Origin of the sequence: Streptomyces pristinaespiralis (genome assembly GCF_001278075.1) — a bacterium.
In the GTDB taxonomy this organism is placed as follows: domain Bacteria; phylum Actinomycetota; class Actinomycetes; order Streptomycetales; family Streptomycetaceae; genus Streptomyces; species Streptomyces pristinaespiralis.
In genome coordinates, this window is sequence record NZ_CP011340.1 from 6692770 (window position 1) to 6717799 (window position 25030).

A 25030-nucleotide genomic window follows, 5' to 3' on the forward strand; every position below is an offset into this window, starting at 1 on the left:
TGGACCGCCATGCCCCCGAACGACGACCCGCCCGGCCCGTCCCGCCGCCGCCCCCTGGGGCGGGGCCCGGGCACGCCGCGCCAGGGAGCGGCAGTCGGGGGAGAGCCGCCGGAGCGCGAGCTGCGCGACGGCGAGGACGACGGCCCCGAGCCGGCGGGGGCGGCTTCTGCCGCGCCGGCCCAGGGGACCGGCTCCCCGGTCGCGCCCGATCCCGGGACCGGGGCCGAGGCCCACGCGAACCCGACCTCACCCCTTCCCGGTGCCGCCGGCCGGTCCCACGCGCCCGAGCGCATTGCGCTGCCCGACGGTGACGGCGCCGAGGACCTGGAGTCGCCGCAGGCGGCCTCGGTCGCGCCGGCCCCAGGGGTCGATTCCCCTGTCCCGCCCGTTCCTGAGGCGAGGGTCGAGTCCCAGGCGCCTGACCGCCCTACGCCGGGTGACGGTGATGGCGACGGATCGCCGCGCCGGGATGAGGGCGGCGACGGCCCCGAGGACCTGGAGTCGCCGGAGGCGGCCTCCTCCGCGCCGGCTCAAGGGGTCGATTCCCCTGTCCCGCCCGTTCCTGAGGCGAGGGTCGAGTCCCAGGCGCCTGACCGCCCTACGCCGGGTGACGGCGATGGCGACGGATCGCCGCGCCGGGACGAGGGCGGCCGCGGCCCCGAGGACCTGGAGTCGCCGCAGGCGGCCTCCTCCGCGCCGGCCCGGGGAACCGGCTCCCCGGTCCTGTCCGTGTCCGGGGCCGGGGGCGAGCCCCCGGAGCCCGCGCGCCGTTCGCAGCACGACGGCGAGGGCGACGATGACCGCCCGCACGGCCGGGACGGAGGCGGCGACGGGAGCGAGGCGCGCGTCGCCGGTGGTGGTGGGGACGCTCGGTTCACCGTGCGGCTGGTCAACTTCGAGGGGCCCTTCGACCTGCTGCTGCAGCTCATCTCCAAGCACAAGCTCGACGTGACGGAGGTCGCGCTCTCCAAGGTCACCGACGAGTTCATGGCGTACATCCGGGCCATGGGGCCCGACTGGGACCTCGACCAGACCACCGAGTTCCTCGTCGTCGCCGCGACGCTGCTCGATCTCAAGGCCGCCCGGCTGCTGCCCGCCGCCGAGGTCGAGGACGAGGCGGACCTCGCGCTGCTGGAGGCCCGTGACCTGCTCTTCGCGCGGCTGCTCCAGTACCGCGCGTACAAGCAGATCGCCGACATCTTCGACCGGCGTCTGGAAGAGGAGGCGCGGCGGTACCCCCGTACCGTCGGGCTCGAGGCACACCTCGCGGAGCTGCTGCCCGAGGTCGTCATCAGCATCGGCGCGGAGGGCTTCGCCAAGCTCGCGGTGAAGGCCATGCAGCCGAAGCCGAAGCCGCAGGTGTACGTGGACCACATCCACGCCCCGCTGGTCAGCGTCAGGGAGCAGGCCGAGGTCGTGGTCGCCCTGCTGAGGGAGCGGGGCAGGGCGTCGTTCCGTGAGCTGTCCGAGGACGCTCCGGACACCCTGACCGTCGTCGCCCGGTTCCTCGCCCTGCTGGAGCTGTACCGGGAGAAGGCGGTCGCGCTCGACCAGGAGGAGGCGCTGGGCGAGCTGACGGTGGTGTGGGCCGGGGGCGGGGCAGGGGCGGTGGCCGTCACGGACGAGTTCGATCAAGTGGTGGAGGAGAAGCAGTGAGCGAGCTCAAGCCCGCGCTCGAGGCCGTCCTCATGGTCGTGGACGAGCCGGCGACGGAGGAGCACCTCGCCAAGGTGCTGGAGCAGCCCAGGAGGGCCGTCGCGGACGCGCTGCGGGAGCTCGCGGACGAGTACACGATCCAGGGCCGCGGCTTCGAGCTGCGGCTCGTCGCGGGCGGCTGGCGGTTCTACAGCCGCCCTGAGCACGCCGCGGCCGTCGAGCGCTTCGTGCTCGACGGACAGCACGCCCGGCTGACGCAGGCCGCGCTGGAGACCCTCGCGGTCGTCGCGTACCGGCAGCCGGTGAGCCGTTCCAGGGTCTCCGCGGTGCGCGGAGTGAACTGCGACGGGGTCATGCGCACCCTCCTTCAGCGGGGTCTGGTCGAGGAGGCGGGCACGGAACCCGAAACAGGTGCGATCCTGTACAGGACGACGAACTACTTTCTGGAGCGGATGGGCCTGCGCGGCCTGGACGAGCTTCCGGAGCTCGCGCCCTTCCTACCGGAGGCGGACGCGATCGAGGCCGAGACGCAGGAAGGCGTTCCGTCGTTCGATCCGGATGCACCGGATCGTGAGGACGCAGACGACAAGACGGAAATTTGATGCGAAGCAGCAGCGGCAGGAACAGCAGCGGAAACAACGGCGGGAGCCGTGGTGGCAACAGCGGCGGCCGCGGCAGCAGCGGCGGCGGGCGCGGCAACCACCGCGGTGCCGGCAACGACCGCGACGACAAGCAGAAGCGCGCCGGGAAGCCCCGCCCCGAGGAGCGCCGTTACGACGTGGGCGGCTCCCCCGAGGCGCCCAAGAAGGGGCGCGGCGGAGCGGCCCGCGGCGGCGCCAAGGGCGGCCCGAGGCAGTCGCCGCAGCGCGGTGGCGGCCGTACCGCACCCGCGCGTTCGCGCGAGTACGACGCCCGCTCCGAGGAGCGCAACCGCGAGCGTTACGCGAACAAGCCGGAGATCAAGACCCCCAAGACCTTCGGGGACCAGGAGGGGGAGCGTCTGCAGAAGGTGCTCGCCCGGGCCGGCATGGGCTCGCGCCGGGCGTGCGAGGAGCTGATCGACGCCGGCCGGGTCGAGGTCAACGGCAAGATCGTGATCGAGCAGGGTGTCCGCGTCGACCCGGAGCAGGACGAGATCAAGGTCGACGGCCTGACGGTCGCGACCCAGTCGCACCTGTTCTTCGCGCTGAACAAGCCCGCGGGCGTCGTGTCCACCATGGAGGACCCCGACGGGCGGCAGTGCCTCGGCGACTACGTCACCAACCGTGAGACCCGGCTGTTCCACGTCGGCCGGCTCGACACGGAGACCGAGGGCATCATCCTGCTCACCAATCACGGTGAGCTGGCCCACCGGCTGACCCACCCGAAGTACGGCGTGAAGAAGACCTACCTCGCCGCCATCCAGGGTCCGCTGCCGAGGGAGCTGGGCAAGCGCCTCAAGGAGGGCATCCAGCTCGAGGACGGTTACGCCCGCGCCGACCACTTCCGGGTCGTGGAGAACACCGGCAAGAACTACCTCGTCGAGGTGACTCTGCACGAGGGCCGCAAGCACATCGTGCGGCGCATGCTCTCCGAGGCGGGCTTCCCGGTCGACAAGCTCGTGCGGACGGCGTTCGGGCCGATCGCGCTGGGCGACCAGAAGTCCGGCTGGCTGCGCCGGCTGACCAACACCGAGGTCGGCATGCTGATGAAGGAAGTCGGTCTGTAACGGCACAAATGTACGGAAAGGGCCCGTGACCTGCCAGGTCACGGGCCCTTCGTCGTCGTTGAAGGCTTGTGGCGGCCGTCGCGTCTGCTTTATAGTCAGGATGACTATTAAGGAGGCGGGCGTGAGTCTCGCAGACATCCTCGGGCCCCTGCAGCAGCCGCTGTTCACCGTGCTCGAAACCCCGGTGAGCTGGACCGAGTTCCTCGGGTTCGGCAGCGGCGCCCTCTGCGTGTGGCTCGTCGCCCGCCAGCACATCGCCAACTGGCCGATCGGCATCGCCAACAACGTCTTCTTCATCCTTCTCTTCACCCAGGCGGGCCTGTACGCCGACGCCGGCCTGCAGGTCGTCTTCATCACCCTCGCCGCCTACGGCTGGTGGACCTGGACCCACGGGGGTGGACCAGGCTCTTCCGTCCTCCCGGTGCGGCGCACCACGCGCACCGAGTGGACCTGGCTGCTCGCGGCGGGGGTGGTGGGGACACTCGCCCTCACCCTCCTCCTCGATGGCGCCACGGACTCCACCGTCCCCTTCTGGGACGCGCTGACGACGGCCCTGTCGCTGATGGCGACGTACGGGCAGTGCCGCAAGCGCCTGGAGTCGTGGTGGCTGTGGATCGCCGCCGACGTGGTGTACGTGCCGCTGTACGCCTACAAGGAGCTCTACCTGACCTCCCTGCTCTACATCGGCTTCATGGCGCTGTGCGTCGCCGGGCTGCGGGGCTGGTCGCGCGACCTGTCCGCACGGCGCGAGGCGGTGGCGGTGTGAAGCGCTACGGACACGGCCTGGTCCTCGGCAAGTTCTATCCGCCGCACGCCGGCCACCACCATCTCGTACGGACGGCTGCCGACCGCTGCGAGCGGCTCACCGTCCTCGTGTGCGCCTCGTCCGTCGAGACGATCCCGCTGGCCGACCGCGTGGCGTGGATGCGCGAAGTGCACCCCGGGGCGCGGGTCGTGGGCACCATGGACGACATCCCCGTGGACGTGACCGACCCTGACGTGTGGGACGCGCACATGGCCGTCTTCCGCGCGGCCGTCCCCGGCCGGGTGGACGCCGTGTTCACCTCGGAGGCGTACGGCGCGGAGCTCGGCCGCCGCTTCGGCGCCGACTCCGTCTGCGTCGACCCCGACCGGAGCGTCTTCCCGGTCTCCGGCAGTGCCGTGCGCAAGGACCCCGTCGGCTGCTGGGACTTCCTCGAGCCGCCGGTGCGTGCCGCGCTCGTCAGGCGGGTCGTCGTCCTCGGCGCCGAGTCGACCGGCACCACCACGATGGCCCGGGCGCTCGCCGAGCACTACCGGCGGCGCGGCGGCGTGTGGGCGCAGACCCGCTGGGTCGCGGAGTACGGACGGGAGTTCAGCGAGCACAAGCTGGCCGCCCTGCGGGCACGGCGGCCGGGCGCCGGCTGGGAAGAGGTGGCGTTCTCCTCCGATGAGTTCCCGCTGATCGCACGGCGGCAGGCGGTGCTCGAGGAGCGCGCCGCGCGGGCCGGCTCGCCGGTCCTCTTCTGCGACACCGACGCCTTCGCCACGACGATCTGGCACGAGCGGTACATGGGCGGCCCCTACCCGGTGGCACCCGAGCCGTGCCGCCAGCACCTGTGGCTGCTGACCGACCACACGGGCGTCGGCTTCGAGGACGACGGCCTGCGCGACGGAGAGCACCTGCGGCCCTGGATGACCGGCCGCTTCCGCGAGGAGCTCGCCCGCACCGGCCGCCGCACCGTCGAGCTCACCGGACCGCACGAGCGGCGGCTCGCCACGGCGGTCGCCGCCGTGGACGCACTGCTCGCCGAGGGCTGGGACCTCGCGGAACCCCTCCCGGAGAAGCGATGAACGACAACCGTCCGGCGGGCTACGACCCGTACGCCTTCGAACCGTTCGCCGTCACCGTCGACCTGGCCGTCTTCACGGTCAGGGAGAGCCGGCTGCACGTCCTGCTGGTCGAACGCGGCCAGGAGCCCTACCGGGGCGCCTGGGCGCTGCCCGGCGGTTTCCTGCTCCCCAGGGAGTCCGCCGAGAGCGCCGCGCGGCGCGAACTGGCCGAGGAGACCGGCCTGACGGAGCAGACCGCCGCCGACCTCCACCTGGAGCAACTGCGCACCTACAGCGACCCGGACCGCGACCCGAGGATGCGGGTGGTGTCCGTGGCGTACACCGCGCTCGTACCCGACCTGCCCGAGCCGCGCGGCGGCGGCGACGCGGCGCGCGCCCGCTGGACACCGCTCGCCTCGGCCGCGCGGCTCGCCTTCGACCACGACACGATCCTCGCCGACGCGCACAGCCGCATCGGCGCCAAGCTCGAGTACACCTGTCTCGCCACCGCCTTCTGCCCGCGCGAGTTCACACTCGGCGAGCTCCAGCAGGTGTACGAGACCGTCTGGGGCGTCGAACTGGACCGCCCCAACTTCCGGCGGAAGGTGCTGGCGACGCCCGGCTTCGTCGAGGCCGTCGAGGGCGAACCGCGCCGCACCGGCGGCCGCGGAAAACCGGCCGCGCTCTACCGGGCGGGAGTCGCGTCCGCCCTGCACCCACCACTCCTGCGACCCGAGGGACGGCAGCAGACATGACCACGACGAGGAGCACCAGGACCATCACCAAACAGGCCGCAACAGGGGCGCTGACCGGGCTCGCGCTCGGCGACGCCCTCGGCTTCCCGACCGAGTTCAACGACGTACCGGCCATCCTCGCCAAGTGCGGGCCGTGGCGGCAGATGGACCTCCCCACGCCCGCGATCGTCACCGACGACACCCAGATGACCCTCGCCCTCGCGCGCGGCATCCGCACGGCCATGTCGCGCGGCCTGCTCGTCGCCTCCGGGCTGGTCCGGCCGGTGCGGGAGGAGTTCGTCGCCTGGTACCACTCGCCGGAGAACAACCGGGCCCCCGGCCGCACCTGCCTGGTCGCCTGCCAGAAGCTGGACAGCGACCTGCCGTGGCAGGCGGCCAGCCAGATCGGCTCCAAGGGCTGCGGGGCCAACATGCGCGTCGCACCCGTCGGTCTGGTGCCGGGCCTGAGCGAGGAACAGCGCTCCGGCGCGGCGCAGTTGCAGGCCGCGCTCACCCACGGCCACCCCACCGCCCTCGCCGCGAGCGACCTCACGGCCCGCGCGGTGTTCCTGCTGGCGCAGGGGGCGGAGCCGACCGGTCTGGTGGGCCAGCTGCGCTCGTACGCGTACGAGAACCGCAGCCGGTACCTGCACCGCTGGCTCGGCGACCTCTGGACCTACTCGCACGACCCGACGCCCGAGGCGTTCATCGCGCGCGGCTGGGACGAGTGCCTGCAGATCCTCGAAAGGCTCGCCGCCGCCCTGCGCTCGCCCGAGCCGGAGCTCGACCCGTGCCTGGCCACCGGCGACGGCTGGATCGCGGAGGAGGCGCTCGCCACGGGGCTGCTGTGCTTCCTGATGTTCCCCGAGGAGCCGCTCACGGCCCTCCGCCGGGCCGCGTGCACCAAGGGCGACTCCGACTCGATCGCCTGCCTCGCGGGCGCGTTCGCGGGCGCCCACCTCGGCGCCGGGGCGTGGCCGCGCGAGTGGGCGGACCGGATCGAGTACCGGGGGGAGCTCGTGACGCTGGGGGCGCTCTGGGACGCCTGAGCCGTGACCGGCCCCGGCCGTGCCCCACGGGGCACGCGGCCGGTCACCGCTCAGCGCGCCGACGCCCTGCGGGTCCTCACCAGGAAGTCCTCCACCCGGGCCCGGTCCGGGGCGGGCGGGAGCGGGGAGGTGGTCGCCGCCGCGTCCGCCTCGGCGGCGAGACGGGTCATCCAGGACTCGACCCGCTCCCACGGCACCTCGCCCCGCTTGACCGCGAGCAGCCGCTCGCGGTCCGCGCCCACGTCGATCACCAGCTCGCCCGTGCGCAGCAGATCGCGGCAACTGCCCAGCAGACGCAGCAGATGCATCGCGTGCTTCCAGCGCGGCGCGCCGTGCTGCCGCACGTCCGCTTCGAGCTTCCTGCGCTGGCCCGTCGCGTACCGGACGAACGTCTCGTGGGCACGGCGTGACAGGAAGGCCCCGCGCAGGGACAGCAGTTCGCGGCCGGTGTCGTCCACCTGCTCGACGATGGGGGAGTGCAGGCATTCCAGCACGTTGGGGTTGGCCCGCAGCGCCAGCTCGAGGAAGCGCTCCAACTCCCAGGAGAACTGCTCCTCCGCAGGGCCCTCGATGTGCGTCGGCGGCTTCTCGAAGCCCCAGAACAGCGGCGTCGGAGCGAGGAACACACCGCGCCGGTCGGTGTCGCTGTCGTCCGTGGCCAGCCCGAAGGCCCGCGACCCCATGACACAGGAGTAGACCGTGTGGTCGCGGACAAGTGTCACCGGCGTCATGCCCGAGAGGCTACGTGAGACCCGGGCCGGATCCGCAGGAGAGGCCTAACCCCGACGGATCGAGTCCCCCGAGACCGTGATCCGCTCCTGCGGCAGCGGCTTCGTGGCCGGGCCCGCCTCCACGGCGGCGTCCGTGAGGGCGAACTTGCTGCCGTGGCAGAGGCAGTTGATGGTCCCGTCGGAGACGTTCGCGACCGTGCAGCCCTGATGGGTGCAGACCGCGGAGAACGCCTTGAAGTCGCCGGACTCCGGCTGCGTGACCACGATCTTCTTGTCGGCGAAGACCTTGCCGCCGCCGACCGGGATGTCCGCCGTCCTCGCCAGCTCCTCGCCGCCGGGCGCGGGAGAGTCCTGTCCGGGCTCCGTGGGGGTGGTGTCCGGCGGCCGGGTGGCCGGATCCTCCCCGCCGCCTCCGTCACCGCACCCCGCCACCAGTGCGGCCGCGCCCGCCGCGCCCACCACGAGGACCGTCCGTCGGCTCGTGTCCATGACACTCTCCTCTGTTCGTCGACCCCGTCCGCCCGGGGGCACGAGCATCCTGGCCTCCGAACCGGCGGAGAAGAAGCAACCGGGCAGTCGTGTCCGCCCGTCGGCCCAGGCCCAGTGTGCGCCCGAACGGGCCGTCGGTCCCAGAGGGCGGCCGGGCCGGGACGGCCCGTGTCTCGCAGAGCGGTCGCCGCGGCCGCCCCGCCGCGCGCTGACTAGGCTGAAACGGAGCACCCGCCAGGCAGGACCGGCGGGTAAGAACGTGAGGAGCACGACGTGGCGGTACGAGCGGTCCGCGGAGCCGTCCAGCTGGAACGGGACGACGCCGGACACATGGGCGAGCAGGTCGGCGAACTGCTCACCGCCATCCTGGAACGCAACGGCCTGGCCGTCGACGATCTGATCAGCGTCTGGTTCACCGCCACCCCCGATCTGCACAGCGATTTCCCCGCGGCCGCCGCACGCGGGCTCGGCATCGTGGACGTGCCGCTGATCTGCGCGCAGGAACTCGACATCGCCGGGGCCATGCCGCGTGTCGTCCGCATCCTCGCGCACGTCGAGTCCGACCTGCCCCGGTCGAAGATCGCCCATGTCTACCTCGGCGCCGCCGCCGCCCTCCGCAAGGACATCGCCCAGTGAGAACCGCGCTCGTCATCGGAACCGGACTGATCGGCACGTCCGCCGCGCTGGCCCTCGCGGGACGCGGCGTCACCGTGCACCTCGTCGACCACGACCCCGAGCGCGCCCGCACCGCCGCCGCGCTCGGAGCGGGCACGGACGAGCAGCCGGAGGGCCGCGTCGACCTCGCCGTCGTCGCCGTGCCGCCGGCGCATGTCGCCGCCACGCTCGCCGGTGCCATGCGCGCCGGCGTCGCCCGCGGCTACCTCGACGTCGCCAGCGTCAAGGGAGGCCCCCGCCGCGAGCTCGAGGCGATGGGCCTCGACCTCTCCGCCTACATCGGCACGCATCCGATGTCCGGCAAGGAACGCTCCGGCCCGCTGGCGGCCACCGCCGACCTCTTCGAGGGCCGCCCGTGGGTGCTCACCCCCACCAGGGAGACGGACACCGAGGTCCTCAACCTCGCTCTCGAGCTGGTCGCCCTCTGCCGTGCCGTGCCCGTCGTGATGGACGCGGACGCCCACGACCGGGCGGTCGCCCTCGTCTCCCACACCCCGCAGCTGATCTCCTCGATGGTCGCGGCGCGCCTCGAGGACGCCGACGACACCGCCGTGCGGCTCTGCGGGCAGGGCATCCGCGACGTGACCCGGATTGCGGCCTCCGACCCCCGGATGTGGGTGGAGATCCTCTCCGCGAACCCCGGGCCGGTGGCCGACGTGCTGGCCGGCGTCGCGGCCGACCTCGACGAGACGGTCCGCGCCCTGCGGTCCCTGCAGTCCTCCGACGAGTCCAAGCGCCAGGACGGCGCGGAGGGCATCGAGGACGTCCTGCGGCGCGGCAACGCCGGCCGGGTACGGGTGCCGGGCAAGCACGGCACGGCACCGGCGGCCTACGAGGTCGTCGCCGTACTGATCAGCGACCAGCCGGGCGAGCTGGCCCGGATCTTCGCCGACACCGGCCGCGCCGGCGTGAACATCGAGGACGTCCGCATCGAGCACGCGACCGGCCAGCAGGCCGGCCTCGTCCAGCTGATGGTCGAGCCCACGGCGGCGCCGCTGCTCAGCGCCGCGCTGCGGGAACGGGGCTGGTCGATCCGCCAGTAGCCAGCCGGCGGCCCGCACGCGCCTCGGGGGAAGCGTGCGGGGTCGTGTCAAGGGGCCGCTCCGGGGCCCCGGCGTACGGGTGCAGAAGTGGTCGTCCGCACTCGGTAACCTTGTGCTGGGCCCCTCGGCACTCCGGCCGTGCCCACTCCCACGAACCAGGAAGGTGTCCGACACCGTGGAATCCGTGATCGTCGCCATCGATGGCCCCTCCGGCACGGGCAAGTCGAGCACCTCCAAGGCCGTCGCCTCCGCGCTGGGGCTGAGCTACCTCGACACCGGCGCGCAGTACCGCGCGATCACCTGGTGGATGATCAGCAACGGCGTCGACGTGTCCGACCCGGCCGCTGTGGCGACCGCCTCCGGGAAGCCCGTGATCGAGTCCGGCACCGACCCGTCGGCACCGACGATCACCGTCGACGGTCTCGACGCCTCCGGCCCGATCCGCGAGCAGGACGTCACCGCCAAGGTCAGCGCGGTCAGCGCGGTGCCCGAGGTGCGCAGCCGGATCACCGAGCTCCAGCGTTCCATCGCCAAGGCTGCGGAGAAGGGCATCGTCGTCGAGGGCCGTGACATCGGCACCACCGTCCTGCCCGACGCCGACCTGAAGATCTTCCTGACCGCGTCGCCGGAGGCCAGGGCGGCCCGCCGCAGCGGCGAGCTCAAGGGCTCCGACGTCGCGGCCACCCGGGAAGCCCTGATCAAGCGGGACGCGGCCGACTCCAGCCGTAAGACCTCCCCGCTCGCCAAGGCCGACGACGCGGTCGAGGTCGACACCACGGACCTCACGCTCCAGCAGGTCATCGAGTGCGTCGTCACCCTCGTCGAGGAGAAGCGGGGCGCGGCCGACAGCACGCGGAAGCAGGCCGCCCGGTGACCGTTCCCTCCCAGAAGGGCGCGGCCGTCGGGCGGGGCATCGGCATCGGGCTGATGTACGGACTGTGGAAGCCGCGCGTCCTCGGCGCGTGGCGGGTCCCGGCGGCGGGGCCGGTCATCCTCGCGGTGAACCACGCGCACAACATCGACGGGCCGATGCTGATGGGCACCGCGCCCCGGCCCGTGCACTTCCTGATCAAGAAGGAGGCGTTCGTCGGCCCCCTGGACCCGTTCCTCATCGGGATCGGACAGGTCAAGGTGGACCGTACGACCGCCGACCGCACCGCCATCACGGCCGCGCTCGGCGTGCTGGACAACGGCGGCGTCCTCGGGATCTTCCCCGAGGGCACCCGCGGTGAGGGCGACTTCGCCTCGCTGCGTGCCGGGCTCGCGTACTTCGCGGTGCGCAGCGGCGCCCCGATCGTCCCGGTCGCGGTGCTGGGAAGCACCGAGCGCCGCGGACGGTTGATAAAGGGACTGCCTCCGCTGCGCAGCAAGGTGGACGTCGTCTTCGGTGACGCGTTCGAGGCCGGGGACGGCAGCGGACGCCGTACGCGCAAGGCGCTCGACGAGGCGACGGTGCGCATCCAGGAGCACCTGACCGCCCACCTGGCGGACGCGAAGCGCCTCACCGGGCGCTAGGACAGACTTGAGTAATGGGCCGCGCGACTGACACGGTCCAGTGACGAACGAGGAACGGACTTCATGAACGACCAGCACGACCACGGAGCGCTCGGCGACGCCGAGTACGCGGAGTTCATGGAGCTCGCCGCGGAAGAGGGCTTCGACGTCGAGGACGTCGAAGGCGCGATCGAGGAGGCCGGGCACGGCCCGCTGCCCGTCCTCGCCGTCGTCGGCCGCCCCAATGTCGGCAAGTCGACCCTGGTGAACCGCATCATCGGCCGCCGTGAGGCGGTCGTCGAGGACAAGCCCGGCGTCACCCGCGACCGCGTCACCTACGAGGCCGAATGGGCCGGCCGCCGCTTCAAGGTCGTCGACACCGGCGGCTGGGAGCAGGACGTCCTCGGCATCGACGCCTCCGTCGCCGCCCAGGCCGAGTACGCCATCGAGGCCGCCGACGCCGTCGTCTTCGTCGTCGACTCGACGGTCGGCGCGACCGACACCGACGAGGCGGTCGTCAAGCTGCTCCGCCGGGCCGGCAAGCCCGTCGTGCTCTGCGCCAACAAGGTCGACGGACCCAGCGGCGAGGCCGACGCGACGGCCCTGTGGTCGCTCGGTCTCGGCCAGCCGCACCCCGTCTCCTCCCTGCACGGCCGCGGCACGGGCGACATGCTCGACGCCGTTCTCGAGGCCCTGCCGGAGGCGCCGGCCCAGACCTTCGGCACCGCGGTCGGCGGCCCCCGCCGCATCGCCCTGATCGGCCGCCCGAACGTCGGCAAGTCGTCCCTGCTCAACAAGGTCGCCCGCGAGGAGCGCGTCGTCGTCAACGAGCTCGCGGGCACCACCCGCGACCCGGTCGACGAGCTCATCGAACTCGGCGGCGTGACCTGGAAGTTCGTCGACACCGCCGGTATCCGCAAGCGCGTCCACCTCCAGCAGGGCGCCGACTACTACGCCTCGCTGCGCACGGCCGCCGCCGTCGAGAAGGCGGAGGTCGCGGTCATCCTGATCGACGCGACGGAGAACATCAGCGTCCAGGACCAGCGCATCATCACCATGGCCGTCGAGGCCGGCCGCGCCATCGTCGTCGCCTACAACAAGTGGGACGACCTCGACGAGGAGCGCCGCTACTACCTCGAGCGCGAGATCGAGACCGAGATGCAGCAGGTCGCCTGGGCGCCCCGGGTGAACGTCTCCGCGCTCACCGGCCGCCACATGGAGAAGCTGGTCCCGGCCATCGAGACGGCGCTGGCGGGCTGGGAGACGCGTGTCCCGACCGGCCGGCTGAACGCCTTCCTCGGCGAGATCGTCGCCGCGCATCCGCACCCGATCCGGGGCGGCAAGCAGCCGCGCATCCTGTTCGGCACGCAGGCCGGCACCAAGCCGCCGCGGTTCGTGCTGTTCGCGTCCGGCTTCCTCGAGCACGGCTACCGCCGCTTCGTCGAGCGCCGGCTGCGTGAGGAGTTCGGCTTCGAGGGCACCCCGATCCACATCTCGGTGCGGGTGCGGGAGAAGCGCGGCCGCAAGAAGTAACCCGGGGCACTGCCGGGACGACGCTGCCCCCGGACCGTGAACACGGTCCGGGGGCAGCGGCGTTCTCCGACGGCCGGTCAGGACCCCTTGCGCGGAGCGGGAGGCAGCGCCGCGGGCTGGTGGACCGCGTGCCGGCCGGTCTGGTGCGAGTGCCTGCCGCCCTGCTGACCGCTCTGGCCCGCATGGCCGGTGGAGTAGCCGGTGTGGCCGCTCGTGTGCCCGGTGTGGCTCGTATGGCTCCCGTAGCCGAGGAAACCGCCCCGGACGCCGTGCAGCCCCGACCCGAACCCCTTGAAGTCCAGATCCTCCTCCCCGCTGCGGTCACCCGGCAGCGTCTTGAACGCCCTGAGGTACTCGGAGTACAGCGCGTCGTAGATCGGCGTGGCCGAACGGCCCGGCGAACCGTCGCGCGCGGGGCGCATGGAAGGGATCTGGCTCTGGAAGGGCTGGGGGGAGGGGTCGTATGAGTGCACGTACCTGCAACGACGCCGCAGTCCCACGGATGCGGGCTGCGGCGAGCTGCATTCTTCCGGGGGACGGTACGCGCCGTCGCCGGCGCGCGCCGACGTACGCCGGGGCAGGAGAGCGGCCCCGGCGTACGTATGTGCCCGCCGGGCCGGTCGGCCGGCACGCCCGCGGTCCCTGGCGCCGGCGGACCGGATCCGCGCGGCGTCCGGGCGGCTCAGGTGCCGGCGAGCGGCATCGCCGCGGCGACCAGACGGCCGTTGGCCGCCGCCTTCTCCAGCGCGTCCCGCAGCAGGTCCTCCCGGGGCTGCTGGCCGATCGAGCCGACCGGGGCGGCGTAGACCAGGACCGTGTTCGTCTTGTTGGCAGCCGTCCGCCAGCCCTCCGTGACCTGGAGCGGCTGGTGCGCCTGCCACCAGGCGACCGGGTTGCCGCCGCCCGTACCGGGCTGGAGAACGGCGTGCAGCTGACCCATGGCGATCAGGACCGACCAGCCGGGCAGCTGGGACGGGCGCCGGTTCACGTCCCCGACGGGCAGGAAGCCCTGCTCGATCAGGAGCGGCAGGAAGTCGTCGCCGCCGTGGCCCGCGGTGCCCGGGCGGGCGATCGGCGCGGTCGGCTCCACGACGAGGGCGGGGTGCACGTCGCCGTCGAGGAGGATGAGGCCGCTGGTGACACCGAGCACCGCCTGCTGCGGAGCCGCCCCCGGGATCTGCGGCTCCTCGCCGGTGATGGAGCGGACGGCGCCCTGGAGCTGGTCCTCCGCGACCTGCACCACCTGCGAGGGGATGCAGGTGGCGTGGGCGAAGGCGAGCACGGCCGTCTCGTCGCCCACGAACAGCACGGTGCTGGTCCGCTCCTGGTCGGAATCGCCCGGAGTGCGGCAGGAGGTGCAGTCGTAGCTGCCCGGGGCGTTCAGGCCGGCGAGCAGCCGGTCGGCTTCTTCGTCGCCGATCTCGGCGCGTACGTCCTCGCTGACGTCGAGCATGCGCGGCACGGGTGGCTCCTCGGACTTGATCAGGTGTGCCGGGCGGGTCCCGGCACGAAGGTTCAACGTGCGATCAGTCGCGGGGGTCACGCGTGAAACGGCAACGAATCGAACCGTGCCGCGTCACGTCGTGCCGTACGCCTTCGCGGTCACGGCGGACCGGAGGCGTCCGGCGGGCCGGACCCGGCCGGGTCGAGCTCGCCCGGCTCGCCGCTGAACACGACGGAGCCGCGGCGCAGTTCGTGCACGACCACCGGGGCCCCGGGCCCCTGCGTCAGTGCCTGGGGGAGGCGCTGCTCCGCGACGACGACCGCGGCGTCGAGCCCCTTCAGCAGCCGGTGGGCGCGGTCGGCCACCGCGGGTGCCATGCCCTGCGCGGGCTCGTCGAGCAGGACCACCCCGGCGGGCGTCAGCAGGGCGCGGGAGACGGCGAGCATCCGCTGCTCACCGCCGGACAGGGTGCCGGCGGTGCGGCCGAGCAGCGGCCGGAGCGCCGGGAAGCCGTCCAGGGCACGGTCGAAGTCCCCTCCCGCGGAAGCGAGTTCGAGGTTCTCCCGGACGGTCAGGCTGCCGTGCACCGCGCCGACGTCGGGCACGAAGCACACACCGAGGCGTGCCCTCTTCTGCGCCTGCAGCCGGCTCACGTCCCGCCCGTGCAGCAGCACGGATCCGGAGGCCGGGAGAACGGTGCCCGCGAGCGCGCGCAGCACGCTCGTGCGACCGGAGCCGTTACGGCCGAGGAGCACCGTCAGCGCCCCGGCCGGTACGGGCAGCCGTACGCCGTGCAGGGCCTCCAGCGGGCCGTACCGCACCCGCACGTCGCGCAACTCCATGGCGAGCGTCATCGCACGAGCCGCCCCGCTTCCATGACGTGCACGGTCCCGGCGAGGCCGGTGAGGAAGCCGAGATCGTGCTCGACGACGAGGACGGCCGTGCCGTCCGCGGCCAGCGCCCGCAGGACACGGGCGAGCGTCTCCGTCTCCGCGGTGTCGAGTCCTGCGGTCGGCTCGTCCAGAAGCAGCGTGTGGGGACGGGTGGCGAGCGCCCGCCCGAGCTCGGCCCGGCGCAGCACACCGGTGGGCAGACCGGCGGCCGGGAGCCGCCGCACGGGTCCGTCCAGACCGAGCAGCCGCAGGACGGGCTCGACGGCGGACGTGTCCCGGTGCCGGCCCTGTTCGGCCCCGACGCGCACGTTCTCCTCGACGGTCAGCGAGGGGAAGACCGCGAGCTGCTGGAACGTCCGCGCGATCCCCAGCCGGGTGCGGGCGTGCGGGGACCGGCGGCTGATGTCGACACCGCCGAGCCGCACCCGCCCGGCTTCCGGCCTGAGAGATCCGCACAGGCAGTGGAACAGGGTGCTCTTGCCGGCCCCGTTGCCGCCGACGAGCGCGGTGATGCGGCCGGGCGCCACGAAGAGGTCCACGCCGTCGACGACGACGCGCCCCTGGTAGGCAACCCGCAGCCCTTCCGCGCTGAGCCCGCCCGCGGCCGGTCGCCGGGCCCGGCGGGCGGGCGGCGCGGGGCCGCCGCTCCGGGCCCGGGCGGCGCCGGTCAAGGCCCCTGCCCGCGCGACGACGCGCCCCGCGCGCGGCCGGCCGGCCGCGGGCCCGGCCGCCCCAAGGCGCAGGCGGCCGTGGCCCACCAGGACGGCCAGGAGACCGATCACCACCGCCGCGACACCGCCCCGCGTCCCCGCGTCCAGCGCGACGAGCAGCGCCGCCGCCGGCAGTGGCGCGAGGAGGTTGTCCGCGCCCAGCACGAAAACAGCCGCGAACCAGAGCAGGCCGCGCACCGGATCGAACGCCGCCGGGTCGAACGCCCGCACACCCATCGCCAGCAGCCCGCCGCCCAGCGCGGCCAGCGCCGCGCCGGACGAGAAGGCGAACAGCTTCAGCGCCGGGACCGCGACGCCCGCCGCCTGCGCGCCCTCCTCGTGGTCGCGCAGTGCCGCGAGTGCCCGCCCGGTGCGGCCCCGGCGCAGCGCCGCGACCGCGAGCAGCGCACAGGTCAGCACAGCGAGCTCCACCACGTAGTACGCCCGGTCCGACCCCAGGCCCGGGGGACGCGACACGACCAGGCCCGCCGTCGCGTACGGCTGCGCGAGGACGAACCGGCTCACCGCCACTCCCACCGCCAGCGTGACCAGCGCCAGAGCCGGTCCGCGCCGGCGGATCGCCGGCCACCCGGTCAGCAGCCCGAGCGGGGCGACCAGCACCACCGCGGCGGCGAGCGCCACCAGCTCGGGCAGCTCGGGGAAACCGGGGAACCGCCCCGACGCCAGCAGTACGGTGAACAGCGCCCCGAGGCCCGCGTACGCGGCCTGCCCCAGTGAGATCTGCCCGCCGCGGCCGGTGATCACGACCAGGGACAGCAGCACCACCGCCAGGGCCGGGACACGGATCGCCGTCTGCAGATCCGTGCCGGCGAAACCCAGCGGCAGCAGCAGGAGCACCCCGGCGACCAGCCACACGGGCCGCGGGACCTTCACGGCAGCGGCCGCCGCCCACGCCGTGGCACCGCCGAAGCCGGGCAGCACCAGGGCGGCGATCAGCAGCGCCACCACGAACAGGTTCGCCTCCACGGCCTGGACCAGCGGCTCCGCCCAACCGGACAGGTGCAGCCGCGCCATCTGCGCCTGGGCCACCCCGATCGCCAGGGCGGCACCGATCGCGACGGGCAGGCTCCGCATCCGTGCCACGACCGCCACCGCGATCACCTCGACGACCAGCAGCGGCAGCCCGTACGGGTCGAGCCGTACGTACGGTGCGAGCAGAACGCCCGTCAGACCCGCGGTGAACGACCCGAACGCCCAGCCCGCCGCCGCCACCCGGTCGGCGTCGATGCCGCCGAGCGCCGCGAGCGCGCGGTTGTCGACGACGGCGCGCAGCTGCTTGCCGAACCGGGTCCACCGGGTCACCGCCGTCACCAGCGACGCCAGCAGTACGACGGCCGACAGCTGCGCCCACGGACTGTCCGGCAGCAGCACGGGGGCGTCGGCCCGCGCCCCTTCGCCCCAGAGCAGCGCGGCCGCACCCACCAGCAGTACGAAGACGCCGATCGAGGCGACCAGGGTCCGGGCCGGGTCGGGCCACGGCACCGACAGCGGCCGGAAGACGAGCCGTTCGAGGAGCAGACCGATCCCGGGGGCGACCACGAGCAGGGTCACCACGGCCGCGAGCGGCACCGGCCACTCCCACTCCACGGCGAACTGCCGCATGACGTAGGCACACACCATCGCGATCGCGCCGTGCGCGAGGTTCAGTACGCCGGTGGCCCGGTAGGTGACGATCAGTCCGATGCCGGTCAGTGCGGCGGCGCTGCCGACGGCCAGCCCCGCGAGGGTGAGGTCGTACGTCAGGGACGCCACGGCTCGCACACCGGGCAGGGTTCGAGTTCCGCGTCACCGGCCGGCAGGGCCTCCGGCTTGCCCGAGACGAGCGGGCAGTCGGGCCGGTGCGCCAGTGTGCCGCCCGGCACCCGCAGCGGAGGTCCGTCCGAAGAGGGCCCGTCCCGCGCGGGGACCGGCAGCGGTGCCACCTCGGCAGGGCCGGCGCCGGAACCGTCCTCGGCCGACGGCCCCTCACCCGGCCGTCCCTGGCCCGCCTCCGCCCGGACGCCCCCCGTCCGCACGGCTCCGGCCGCGATCAGGACCGCGCCCGCCACCAGCAGCGCCGCCCCCGGAACGGTGGCGGACGCGAGGTAGGGGAGCTGCCGTTCGGCCACCCGCTCGCCGGAGACGCCGTACCAGCCGACGACGCACAGCACGGCACCGCAGGCGACGGCGGCGATCCCACCCCACAGCAGTCGGGACGTCGGCATCGAAACGCCTCCTTTCTTGCACTATGCCCCGAACCATCGGACGCTGGAAACCGACATACGGGGTGGTGAGCGACATGTTCAGCACAAGGAACTCCCGACCCGCGGCCTGGGCCGCCGCAGCGGTTCTCGTCCTCGGACCCCTCGCCGCCGCCTGCGGGGACGACGGCGACGGCGGCTCCGGGCCGACCACGACGCCCCCGACGACCGCGGCCACTCCCGAGAGCCCGACTCAGGGCGCGGAACCCGCCGACCCGGCGGCGGCGGAGCAGCAGATCAAGAAGAACTGGACGACGTTCTTCGACCCCTCCGCGCCGACGGACGAGAAGGTGAAGGTCCTTCAGAACGGCGAGGCGCTGCGCCCCGTCCTCGCCGCCTTCAGCGGTGACAAGAACGCGGCGCGGGTGTCCGCCGAGGTGACCGGCGTCCAGTTCACCTCGCCCACCCGGGCGAACGTGACCTACAACCTCATGGTCGCCGGCAACACGGCACTGCCGGACGCCAAGGGCACGGCCGTGCTCGAGGGCGACACCTGGAAGGTCTCCCAGAAGGCCCTGTGCGCCCTGGTGGAGCTCAGCCCGAATGCCGGCGCTGTTCCGGGCTGCTGAGGCGCTGCTCGTCGCGGCGCTCCTCACCGTGGCGACGGCGTGCGGCAGCCGGCTGCCGGAGGGAGCCTTCGAGACGTCACGGGCTCCCGGCGAGAGCGCCCGTGAGCCCGTCCGCGTCGGTGTCATCACCAGCGCCACCAGCCCCGTGGGGGGAGCCGCCTTCGACGGGCCGGGTCAGGGCGCCCGCGCCTATTTCGACGCGCTCAACGCACGCGGCGGCCTCGACGGCCGCCGCGTCGAGGTCATCACCTGCGACGACGGCGGCAGCGGTGCGGGCAACAACGAGTGCGTGCACCGTCTGGTCGAGGAGGAGAAGGTCTTCGCCCTGGTCGCCACCACCGTCCTCGACTACGCCGCCGCGCCCCGGGTCTCCCGTGCGGGCGTCCCCGACATCGGCGGCCAGCCGATCGGCCCCGCCTACGACACCTATCCGCATCTGTACGGCATCTACGGCAGCCAGGCGCCGCGTACCGGCGACGAACCGGGCTGGGACGGCGTCCTCTACGGCGGCACCGAGGTCTACCGCTGGTTCAAGCACGCCGAAGGCGCCCGCACCGCCGCCGTCGTCTCCTACAACCAGGCGTCGTCAGCCGCTTACGCGCGCCTGGTCACCCGGGGCCTGGAGGCGGAGGGCTACCGCGTGGTGTCCGAGCAGCTCGACTTCGCGCTGCCCAACTTCCGGGCGGTCGCCGCCGACATCGGGCGCAGCGGCGCGGACCTGGTGTTCGACGCCCTGGACGCGCACGGCAACGCGCAGCTGTGCGAGGCGATGGACGAGGTCGGCACCCGCGTGACCGCCAAGGTCACCAACGTGCAGAACTGGAACTCCGCCGTCCCCCGCGACTACAAGGACGCCCCGGGCTGCCGCAACGCCCTGTGGGTGACCGGATCGAGCCGCAACTACGAGGACACCGGCCACCCTGCCGTGCGTGAGTTCCGGCAGGCCGTGCGGGGCAAGGAACTGTCCCAGTGGCAGCTGGAGGGCTGGGCGGCGGCGATGTGGTTCACCGACGCCGCGAAGTCGTGCGCCGGTGACCTCACCAGGGCCTGCGTCGAGCGCTATCTGAACCGTCCCGAGCCGTACACCGCTCGCGGCCTGCTGCTTCCCGTCTCCTACCGGCCACTCGAGGAGCCGCCCTCCTCGCGGCGTGCCTGCCTGTCCGTCGCACGCTGGCAGGACGGCCGGGGCTGGGTCACCCAGGGTGGCGAGATGAACCGGAACTGCTACGACGTACCGCAGATCCCGTACCGCCCCCGCTAGGCGGTTAAAGTTTCGGGTCAGACCTCCTGACCAGGAGGGCATTCGCGCGACCAGGGGGGACGCGGGAGCGCCATGCGCATCTCATTTCTGCTCCACAACGCCTACGGCATCGGCGGGACGATCCGTACGACGTTCAACCTCGCCTGCGCGCTCGCGGAACGGCACGACGTGGAGATCGTCTCGGTCTTCCGCCACCGCGACCTGCCGTCGATGGGCGCCCCCGCCGGTGTGACCATGAAGCACCTGGTCGACCTGCGGAAGAACAGCCCCGGGTACGACGGGGACGACCCGCTCGCCCGGCTCCCGGCCAAGGTCTTTCCCCGCGGCGACGGCCGGCACCGGCAGTACAGCCGCCTCACCGACGCCCGGATCGCCGCCCACCTGGCCTCCCTCGACGCGGACATCGTCGTCGGCACCCGGCCCGGCCTCAACGTGCACATCGCCCGCCAGGCCCGCCGCGGTGTCGTGCGCGTCGGCCAGGAGCACCTGACGCTCGACAGCCACGGATACCGCCTGCGCCGTGAGATCGGCCACCGCTACGCCCTGCTCGACGCCGTCACCACCGTCACGGACGCCGACGCCCGTGCCTACCGGGAGCGGCTGAAGCTGCCCGGCGTACGCATCGAGTCGGTGCCCAACAGCGTGCCCGCCCCGGCCGTCGCCCCCGCCGACTGCACCGCCAAGTGGGTCGTCGCGGCCGGGCGCCTCACTAGGGTCAAGCGGTACGACCTGCTGATCAAGGCCTTCTCCAAGGTGGCCGCCGCCCGCCCCGACTGGCGGCTGCGGATCTACGGCAGCGGCGACGCGACCGGCAACGAGAAGCAGGCGCTGCGCGCCCTCATCGAGGAACGGGGCCTGCACAACCACGTCTTCCTCATGGGCCCCGCGAACCCGCTGGAGCCCGAGTGGGTCAAGGGCTCGGTCGCCGCCGTGACCTCCAGCCTCGAGTCGTTCGGCATGACGATCGTCGAGGCGATGCGCTGCGGTCTGCCCGTGGTCTCCACCGACTGCCCGCACGGACCCCGCGAGATCATCGAAGACGGCGTCGACGGCCTGCTGGTCCCGGTCGGGGACGTCGACGCGATCGCCGACGCGCTGCTCCGCCTGATCGGCGACGACGAACTGCGCCGGAGCGCCGGCCGCGCCGCGCTCGTCTCCTCCGCACGGTTCGACCCCGCGCCGATCGCGGAGCGCCACGAGGCGCTGTTCGCCGAACTCGTCGCCCACGGTGAGAACGGACGCTCGCGCAGCGCGCTGCGCGAGGCGCTGCACCGGGGGAGGAGCTCGCTGTACGACGGGGCCTATGCGCTGCGTTACGTTGCCGCGGACCTGATCCGCAGGGGGAGGAAGAGCGCATGAGCACCCCGACGACGGCCGCCGGGCACCCGGCGCCCCGGGCCGACTGCCTCGCCGCGAGCGACGGCGGCATCACCTTCGACGTCTCCGGGCCGGCGGACCTCGGCACGGTCCTCGTCCTGAAGCGACGCGGCGGCAAGGGCCCGGCGGACGAGCTGCGGCTGCCGCTGACGCGTCCGGGCGGGGGCGCCGCCCCGCGGGCCGTGCTGCCCGCCACGGCGGAGCTCGCCGAGGGCCGCTGGGACGCCTGCACGGAGACGGGCGAGGCGGTGCAGCCCGGCATCCGTGACCTGCGGGTCCTCGTGGACCGGGCGCCGGGGTCCGGTCCGGTCGCCGTACGGGTCCCGTACCCGACCGCCGACGGCCGGCTCGCGGTGCGCTGCTGGCGGCGGGCGCCGCACGCAGAGGCCGGCGAACTCGCCTTCGCCCCGGAGCAGGGCGCCATGACCGTGGCGGGCCTGCTGTACGGGGCGGAGCTGGGCGAAGGCCCGGTGGCCCTGGCCCGGCAGCGGTCGGGGGAGCGGGTGCACGAGGTGCCCGTCACCGGCGAGGGCCGTGAGTTCGGTTTCACGCTGCCGTACGAGCCGCTGGTCGAGCACCCCGAGGGGGCAGAGGACGCCGGCACCGGCAAGGAACGGCTGTGGGAACTGTGGCTGCGGCCGGCCGCGGGAGCGGCCCCGGTGCGGATCTCCCGCCTCCTGGACGACGTCTGGGACAAGAAGTCGATCTTCGTCTATCCGAAGCAGCACGTCGCCGGGCACACCGTCGCCCCCTGCTACACCGGCGACAACGACCTCTGCGTCCGAGTGACCCCGGAGGGCTGAGCCGCCTCCACCGGCCGCCGGGCACCTGGCCGAGGAGGCCGCCGACGATCACCATTGCGGACAGAAACTGTCCGCGACGGCTGGCAGACTGCCTCGCATGTTGGAGACCTCGGCACGACTGCTGCGCCTGCTGTCCCTGCTCCAGGCCCACCGCGAATGGTCCGGCGCCGACCTGGCCGACCGGCTCGGTGTCACCCCCCGGACGGTCCGCAGGGACGTGGACCGGCTCCGCGAACTCGGCTATCCGGTGAACGCGAGCCCGGGCACCGGCGGCGGGTACCAGCTCGGTGCGGGCGCCGAACTGCCGCCGCTGCTGCTCGACGACGAAGAGGCCGTGGCCGTCGCCGTCGGCCTGCGCACGGCGGCCGGCCAGGGCATCGAGGGCATCGGCGAGACGTCCGTACGCGCGCTCGCCAAGCTGGAGCAGGTGCTGCCGAACCGGCTGCGGCGCCGGGTGAGCGCGCTCAACGCCTTCACCGTTCCGATGCTGCGCGGACAGCGGGGTTCGACCGTCGACCCCGGTGTGCTCACCGAGCTGGCCAACGCCTGCCGGGACAGCGAACAGCTGCGCTTCGAGTACCGCGACCACGGCGGCACCGCGACCCGGCGAACCGTGGAGCCGCACCGGCTGGTGTGCACCGAACGCCGCTGGTACCTCGTCGCCTGGGACGTGGAGCGGGGCGACTGGCGTACGTTCCGGGCCGACCGGATCGTCCCCAAGCCGCCGCACGGCCCCCGCTTCCCGCCGCGCACGCCCCCGGCGGACGACCTCGCGGCCTACGTGTCCAAGGGCGTGTCCATCCGCGCGTACACGGCCCACGCGGTCATCCTGCTGCACACCTCCGCCGAGCAGGCGGCCGGGATCATCGGCCCGTCCGACGGGGTGCTGGAGGCGGTGGACGACAACCGCTGCCTGCTGCGCACCGGAGCCGCGAGCCTGGACGTGATGGTCGTCCACGTGATGCTCCTGGGCGTCGACTTCGAGGTCGTCGAGCCGCGGGAACTGACCGGGCACATCCGGACGATCCGTGACCGGCTCTCGCGCGCCCTCGGTACGGAACAGCCGGCGGACCCGGAGGATTCTGTAAAGGAAATGTGAATTACTCGCGTCGGTGAATTGCCCGCCGACCGGAAATCAACGGAATCCCATGAGGGGGAAGTAAGTAATTGGCCATGATCCACAGTTGCGTGCCGAATGACACGTGAACGCACCCGAAGAGCCCGATCGGGTGAACGAGTTCGAAGCGATCATGTGTCGAGAAGCTGTGACAGAAGCGTGACCCTCGAGGTATGTGGGGCTGCTGGGGTGATCGACGTCCCGGCTTCCGTCACCGTCCGCTGCCGCCTACGGTGGGGAGCATGGCACCCATACCGACCCCTCCCGCACAGCCCGACGACGCTCCCGAGTCGTACGTCGGCCTCGACGCGGCGGCAGCCGAGCAGCAGGCCCGCGAGCGGGGCTGGTCGACCGTCAGAGCGCTGCCGCCCGGTTCGATCATCACCATGGAGTACATGGCCGGCCGGCTGAACTTCGAGGTGAAGGACGGCTCGGTGATCCGCTGCTGGAAGGGCTGAACAGGTCTCCCGGCAGGTCACGGCCCGAACGGCCCGGCACGGAACATGCGCGGGGCCCGGTACTCGTCACGAGTACCGGGCCCCGCGCATGTTCCGTGCCCTTACCGGCCCGCGTGTCAGCCGCCCGTCATGGGCCGCGACCGAGGCGGGCGCCTGCTGCCCGAGGGGGTCACCGGCGTCCGCTCGGAGCGCGCGTGCGCCCTGGAGCGGTCGTGGGTGGTCGTCCTGGTGCTCGCGGCCGGCCGGCCCGGCGTGGTGGTGCCGATCCCGGCCACCGGCTCGCGTGTCGCGCCGTCGGACTGGGCGGCCTCGGTCCCACGCTGCGGGAACACCGCGGGCCGCGGCCCTCCCGACGCGACGGGCAGCGAGGGCACGGACGCCCGGCGCCTGCGCCACTGCTCGCGCAGACCGAGGATGAAGGCCTCCGCGCGGGCGATCAACGGCTCGCACCAGGGCAGTCCGAGCAGGATCAGCAGTCCCGCCGCCCAGCCCAGCAGCACGTCGCTCAGCCAGTGGGTGCTGAGGTACACGGTGGTCAGGCCGACGCCGAGGGAGACCACCGCCGAGAGTGCCGACAGATAGCGCCGAGCCCTCGGAGTGGTGGCCAGGTAGGCCAGGATTCCCCAGGTCACCACCGCGTTGGCGGTGTGTCCGGAAGGAAATATATCGCCGCCCGCGAAGAGCTCGGCGGAGCCGATCTGCGTCGCGTAGTGGGGGCCCAGCCGGCCGAGCCCGATCTTGACCGCGCCCACGGTGACGTTCAGCAGCAGCAGTGCCGCGCCGAGCGCGAGCAGGGGCCGCAGGGTGTGCTGGCGCCAGGAGCGCCAGCCCAGCCACGCCGCGACCATGACGGCCGTCGGGCCGCGCTGGCCGAGGGTCACGAAGTAGTCGAGAAACGCGTGCTGCTCCGGCCATTGCTCGTAGGGCCGGAAGAGCATGAGCTTCCAGTCGAGGGCCACGAGCCACGTCGACGCCAGCACGGCGACGACGATGGCCAGATAGAACGCCGACGTCCCGCCGAAGAGGGCGAGACGTGTGCGGCTCATCCGCGGGATCTCTATCTTCGGCGGTTCCGGCTCCCGGTCCAGCCGGGCAAAGATGTCGGTACGCACGCAATCGACGTTACAGCGAGTGAGTGTGTGGTCCGGTCGATCCACTCTCTTCGTGATGCCTATGTGATGTGGAGTTTGTCTCAGGTCCAGTTTCATTCCAG

The 25030-nt window shown here is 73.1% G+C and carries 26 protein-coding genes; 18 read left to right on the top strand and 8 right to left on the bottom strand.

What is annotated here, in order from left to right; translation table 11 throughout:
- The first annotated feature begins 495 nt into the window (after positions 1–495).
- The 7 genes from SPRI_RS39520 to SPRI_RS28625 all read left to right on the top strand — a co-directional run bounded on the left by SPRI_RS39520 (position 496) and on the right by SPRI_RS28625 (position 6959).
- Complete coding sequence (locus SPRI_RS39520; protein WP_397941103.1) at positions 496–1656, top strand: segregation and condensation protein A; 1161 nt, start codon at positions 496–498, stop codon at positions 1654–1656.
- Positions 1653–2258 (top strand): SMC-Scp complex subunit ScpB, encoded by a 606-nt coding sequence (gene scpB, locus SPRI_RS28600; RefSeq protein ID WP_037775071.1) that lies wholly within the window; start codon positions 1653–1655, stop codon positions 2256–2258. Before SPRI_RS39520 ends, scpB begins: the two co-directional genes overlap by 4 nt.
- A complete protein-coding gene (locus tag SPRI_RS28605) occupies positions 2258–3364 on the top strand; it encodes a pseudouridine synthase (protein ID WP_005319243.1) in 1107 nt (368 codons plus the stop codon). Before scpB ends, SPRI_RS28605 begins: the two co-directional genes overlap by 1 nt.
- A gap of 121 nt (positions 3365–3485) precedes the next feature.
- Positions 3486–4130 carry a nicotinamide riboside transporter PnuC gene (gene pnuC, locus SPRI_RS28610; protein ID WP_037775072.1) on the top strand — a complete coding sequence of 215 codons (645 nt, stop codon included), beginning with the start codon at positions 3486–3488 and terminating at the stop codon, positions 4128–4130.
- Positions 4127–5197, top strand: a complete 1071-nt coding sequence (locus tag SPRI_RS28615) for an AAA family ATPase (RefSeq protein WP_005319249.1) — start codon at positions 4127–4129, stop codon at positions 5195–5197. Before pnuC ends, SPRI_RS28615 begins: the two co-directional genes overlap by 4 nt.
- Positions 5194–5931: an NUDIX hydrolase gene (locus SPRI_RS28620; protein WP_037775074.1), complete on the top strand. Its 738-nt coding sequence runs from the start codon at positions 5194–5196 to the stop codon at positions 5929–5931. The genes SPRI_RS28615 and SPRI_RS28620 overlap by 4 nt, the downstream gene beginning before the upstream one ends.
- Positions 5928–6959 carry an ADP-ribosylglycohydrolase family protein gene (locus tag SPRI_RS28625; RefSeq protein ID WP_005319254.1) on the top strand — a complete coding sequence of 344 codons (1032 nt, stop codon included), beginning with the start codon at positions 5928–5930 and terminating at the stop codon, positions 6957–6959. The genes SPRI_RS28620 and SPRI_RS28625 overlap by 4 nt, the downstream gene beginning before the upstream one ends.
- Positions 6960–7009: 50 nt before the next feature.
- Here the strand turns inward: SPRI_RS28625 and SPRI_RS28630 are convergent, their stop codons facing one another.
- Positions 7010–7690: a nucleotidyltransferase domain-containing protein gene (locus SPRI_RS28630; RefSeq protein WP_005319257.1), complete on the bottom strand. Its 681-nt coding sequence runs from the start codon at positions 7688–7690 to the stop codon at positions 7010–7012.
- A gap of 45 nt (positions 7691–7735) precedes the next feature.
- A complete protein-coding gene (locus SPRI_RS28635) occupies positions 7736–8179 on the bottom strand; it encodes a Rieske (2Fe-2S) protein (RefSeq protein ID WP_037775077.1) in 444 nt (147 codons plus the stop codon).
- A gap of 273 nt (positions 8180–8452) precedes the next feature.
- On the opposite strand from SPRI_RS28635, the gene aroH reads away from it, so the two are divergent.
- From aroH to der, 5 genes are all read left to right on the top strand, one after another.
- On the top strand, positions 8453–8815 hold the full coding sequence (gene aroH, locus SPRI_RS28640) for a chorismate mutase (protein ID WP_005319263.1): 363 nt from the start codon (positions 8453–8455) through the stop codon (positions 8813–8815).
- Positions 8812–9897, top strand: coding sequence for a prephenate dehydrogenase (locus tag SPRI_RS28645; RefSeq protein WP_053557469.1), 1086 nt, complete (start codon positions 8812–8814; stop codon positions 9895–9897). The genes aroH and SPRI_RS28645 overlap by 4 nt, the downstream gene beginning before the upstream one ends.
- Before the next feature lie 163 nt (positions 9898–10060).
- Positions 10061–10771: a (d)CMP kinase gene (cmk, locus tag SPRI_RS28650; RefSeq protein ID WP_037775078.1), complete on the top strand. Its 711-nt coding sequence runs from the start codon at positions 10061–10063 to the stop codon at positions 10769–10771.
- Complete coding sequence (locus SPRI_RS28655) at positions 10702–11412, top strand: lysophospholipid acyltransferase family protein (protein WP_005319270.1); 711 nt, start codon at positions 10702–10704, stop codon at positions 11410–11412. Before cmk ends, SPRI_RS28655 begins: the two co-directional genes overlap by 70 nt.
- 63 nt (positions 11413–11475) lie before the next feature.
- Positions 11476–12924 (top strand): ribosome biogenesis GTPase Der, encoded by a 1449-nt coding sequence (gene der / locus SPRI_RS28660; protein WP_037775082.1) that lies wholly within the window; start codon positions 11476–11478, stop codon positions 12922–12924.
- 77 nt (positions 12925–13001) lie between these two features.
- Here the strand turns inward: der and SPRI_RS28665 are convergent, their stop codons facing one another.
- The 5 genes from SPRI_RS28665 to SPRI_RS28685 form a co-directional block, all read right to left on the bottom strand.
- Positions 13002–13346, bottom strand: coding sequence for a hypothetical protein (locus SPRI_RS28665; protein WP_086025670.1), 345 nt, complete (start codon positions 13344–13346; stop codon positions 13002–13004).
- Positions 13347–13606: 260 nt separating this feature from the next.
- Positions 13607–14386 (bottom strand): hypothetical protein, encoded by a 780-nt coding sequence (locus SPRI_RS28670; protein ID WP_037775087.1) that lies wholly within the window; start codon positions 14384–14386, stop codon positions 13607–13609.
- 140 nt (positions 14387–14526) lie between these two features.
- On the bottom strand, positions 14527–15222 hold the full coding sequence (locus tag SPRI_RS28675) for an ATP-binding cassette domain-containing protein (RefSeq protein WP_053557470.1): 696 nt from the start codon (positions 15220–15222) through the stop codon (positions 14527–14529).
- Positions 15219–17744, bottom strand: coding sequence for an ABC transporter permease subunit (locus SPRI_RS28680; protein ID WP_053557471.1), 2526 nt, complete (start codon positions 17742–17744; stop codon positions 15219–15221). Before SPRI_RS28680 ends, SPRI_RS28675 begins: the two co-directional genes overlap by 4 nt.
- On the bottom strand, positions 17732–18196 hold the full coding sequence (locus SPRI_RS28685) for a hypothetical protein (protein ID WP_005319286.1): 465 nt from the start codon (positions 18194–18196) through the stop codon (positions 17732–17734). Before SPRI_RS28685 ends, SPRI_RS28680 begins: the two co-directional genes overlap by 13 nt.
- 74 nt (positions 18197–18270) lie before the next feature.
- Here SPRI_RS28685 and SPRI_RS28690 point away from each other — a divergent pair, with 74 nt between their 5' ends.
- From SPRI_RS28690 to SPRI_RS28715, 6 genes are all read left to right on the top strand, one after another.
- A complete protein-coding gene (locus tag SPRI_RS28690) occupies positions 18271–18801 on the top strand; it encodes a hypothetical protein (RefSeq protein WP_005319289.1) in 531 nt (176 codons plus the stop codon).
- The gene (locus SPRI_RS28695) at positions 18776–20062 is read left to right on the top strand and encodes an ABC transporter substrate-binding protein (protein ID WP_005319292.1); all 1287 of its coding nucleotides are present in this window, start codon (positions 18776–18778) and stop codon (positions 20060–20062) included. The genes SPRI_RS28690 and SPRI_RS28695 overlap by 26 nt, the downstream gene beginning before the upstream one ends.
- Before the next feature lie 72 nt (positions 20063–20134).
- Positions 20135–21421: a glycosyltransferase family 4 protein gene (locus SPRI_RS28700; RefSeq protein ID WP_005319294.1), complete on the top strand. Its 1287-nt coding sequence runs from the start codon at positions 20135–20137 to the stop codon at positions 21419–21421.
- Positions 21418–22242 carry a hypothetical protein gene (locus tag SPRI_RS28705; RefSeq protein WP_053557472.1) on the top strand — a complete coding sequence of 275 codons (825 nt, stop codon included), beginning with the start codon at positions 21418–21420 and terminating at the stop codon, positions 22240–22242. The genes SPRI_RS28700 and SPRI_RS28705 overlap by 4 nt, the downstream gene beginning before the upstream one ends.
- Before the next feature lie 97 nt (positions 22243–22339).
- The gene (locus SPRI_RS28710; protein ID WP_037775089.1) at positions 22340–23341 is read left to right on the top strand and encodes a helix-turn-helix transcriptional regulator; all 1002 of its coding nucleotides are present in this window, start codon (positions 22340–22342) and stop codon (positions 23339–23341) included.
- Positions 23342–23601: 260 nt separating this feature from the next.
- Positions 23602–23817 (top strand): I78 family peptidase inhibitor, encoded by a 216-nt coding sequence (locus SPRI_RS28715; RefSeq protein WP_005319301.1) that lies wholly within the window; start codon positions 23602–23604, stop codon positions 23815–23817.
- 116 nt (positions 23818–23933) lie between these two features.
- Here SPRI_RS28715 and SPRI_RS28720 read toward each other — a convergent pair whose 3' ends face one another.
- Entirely contained in the window at positions 23934–24929 is a 996-nt protein-coding gene (locus tag SPRI_RS28720; protein WP_053557473.1) for a phosphatase PAP2 family protein, read from the bottom strand.
- Between the last annotated feature and the right edge of the window lie 101 nt (positions 24930–25030).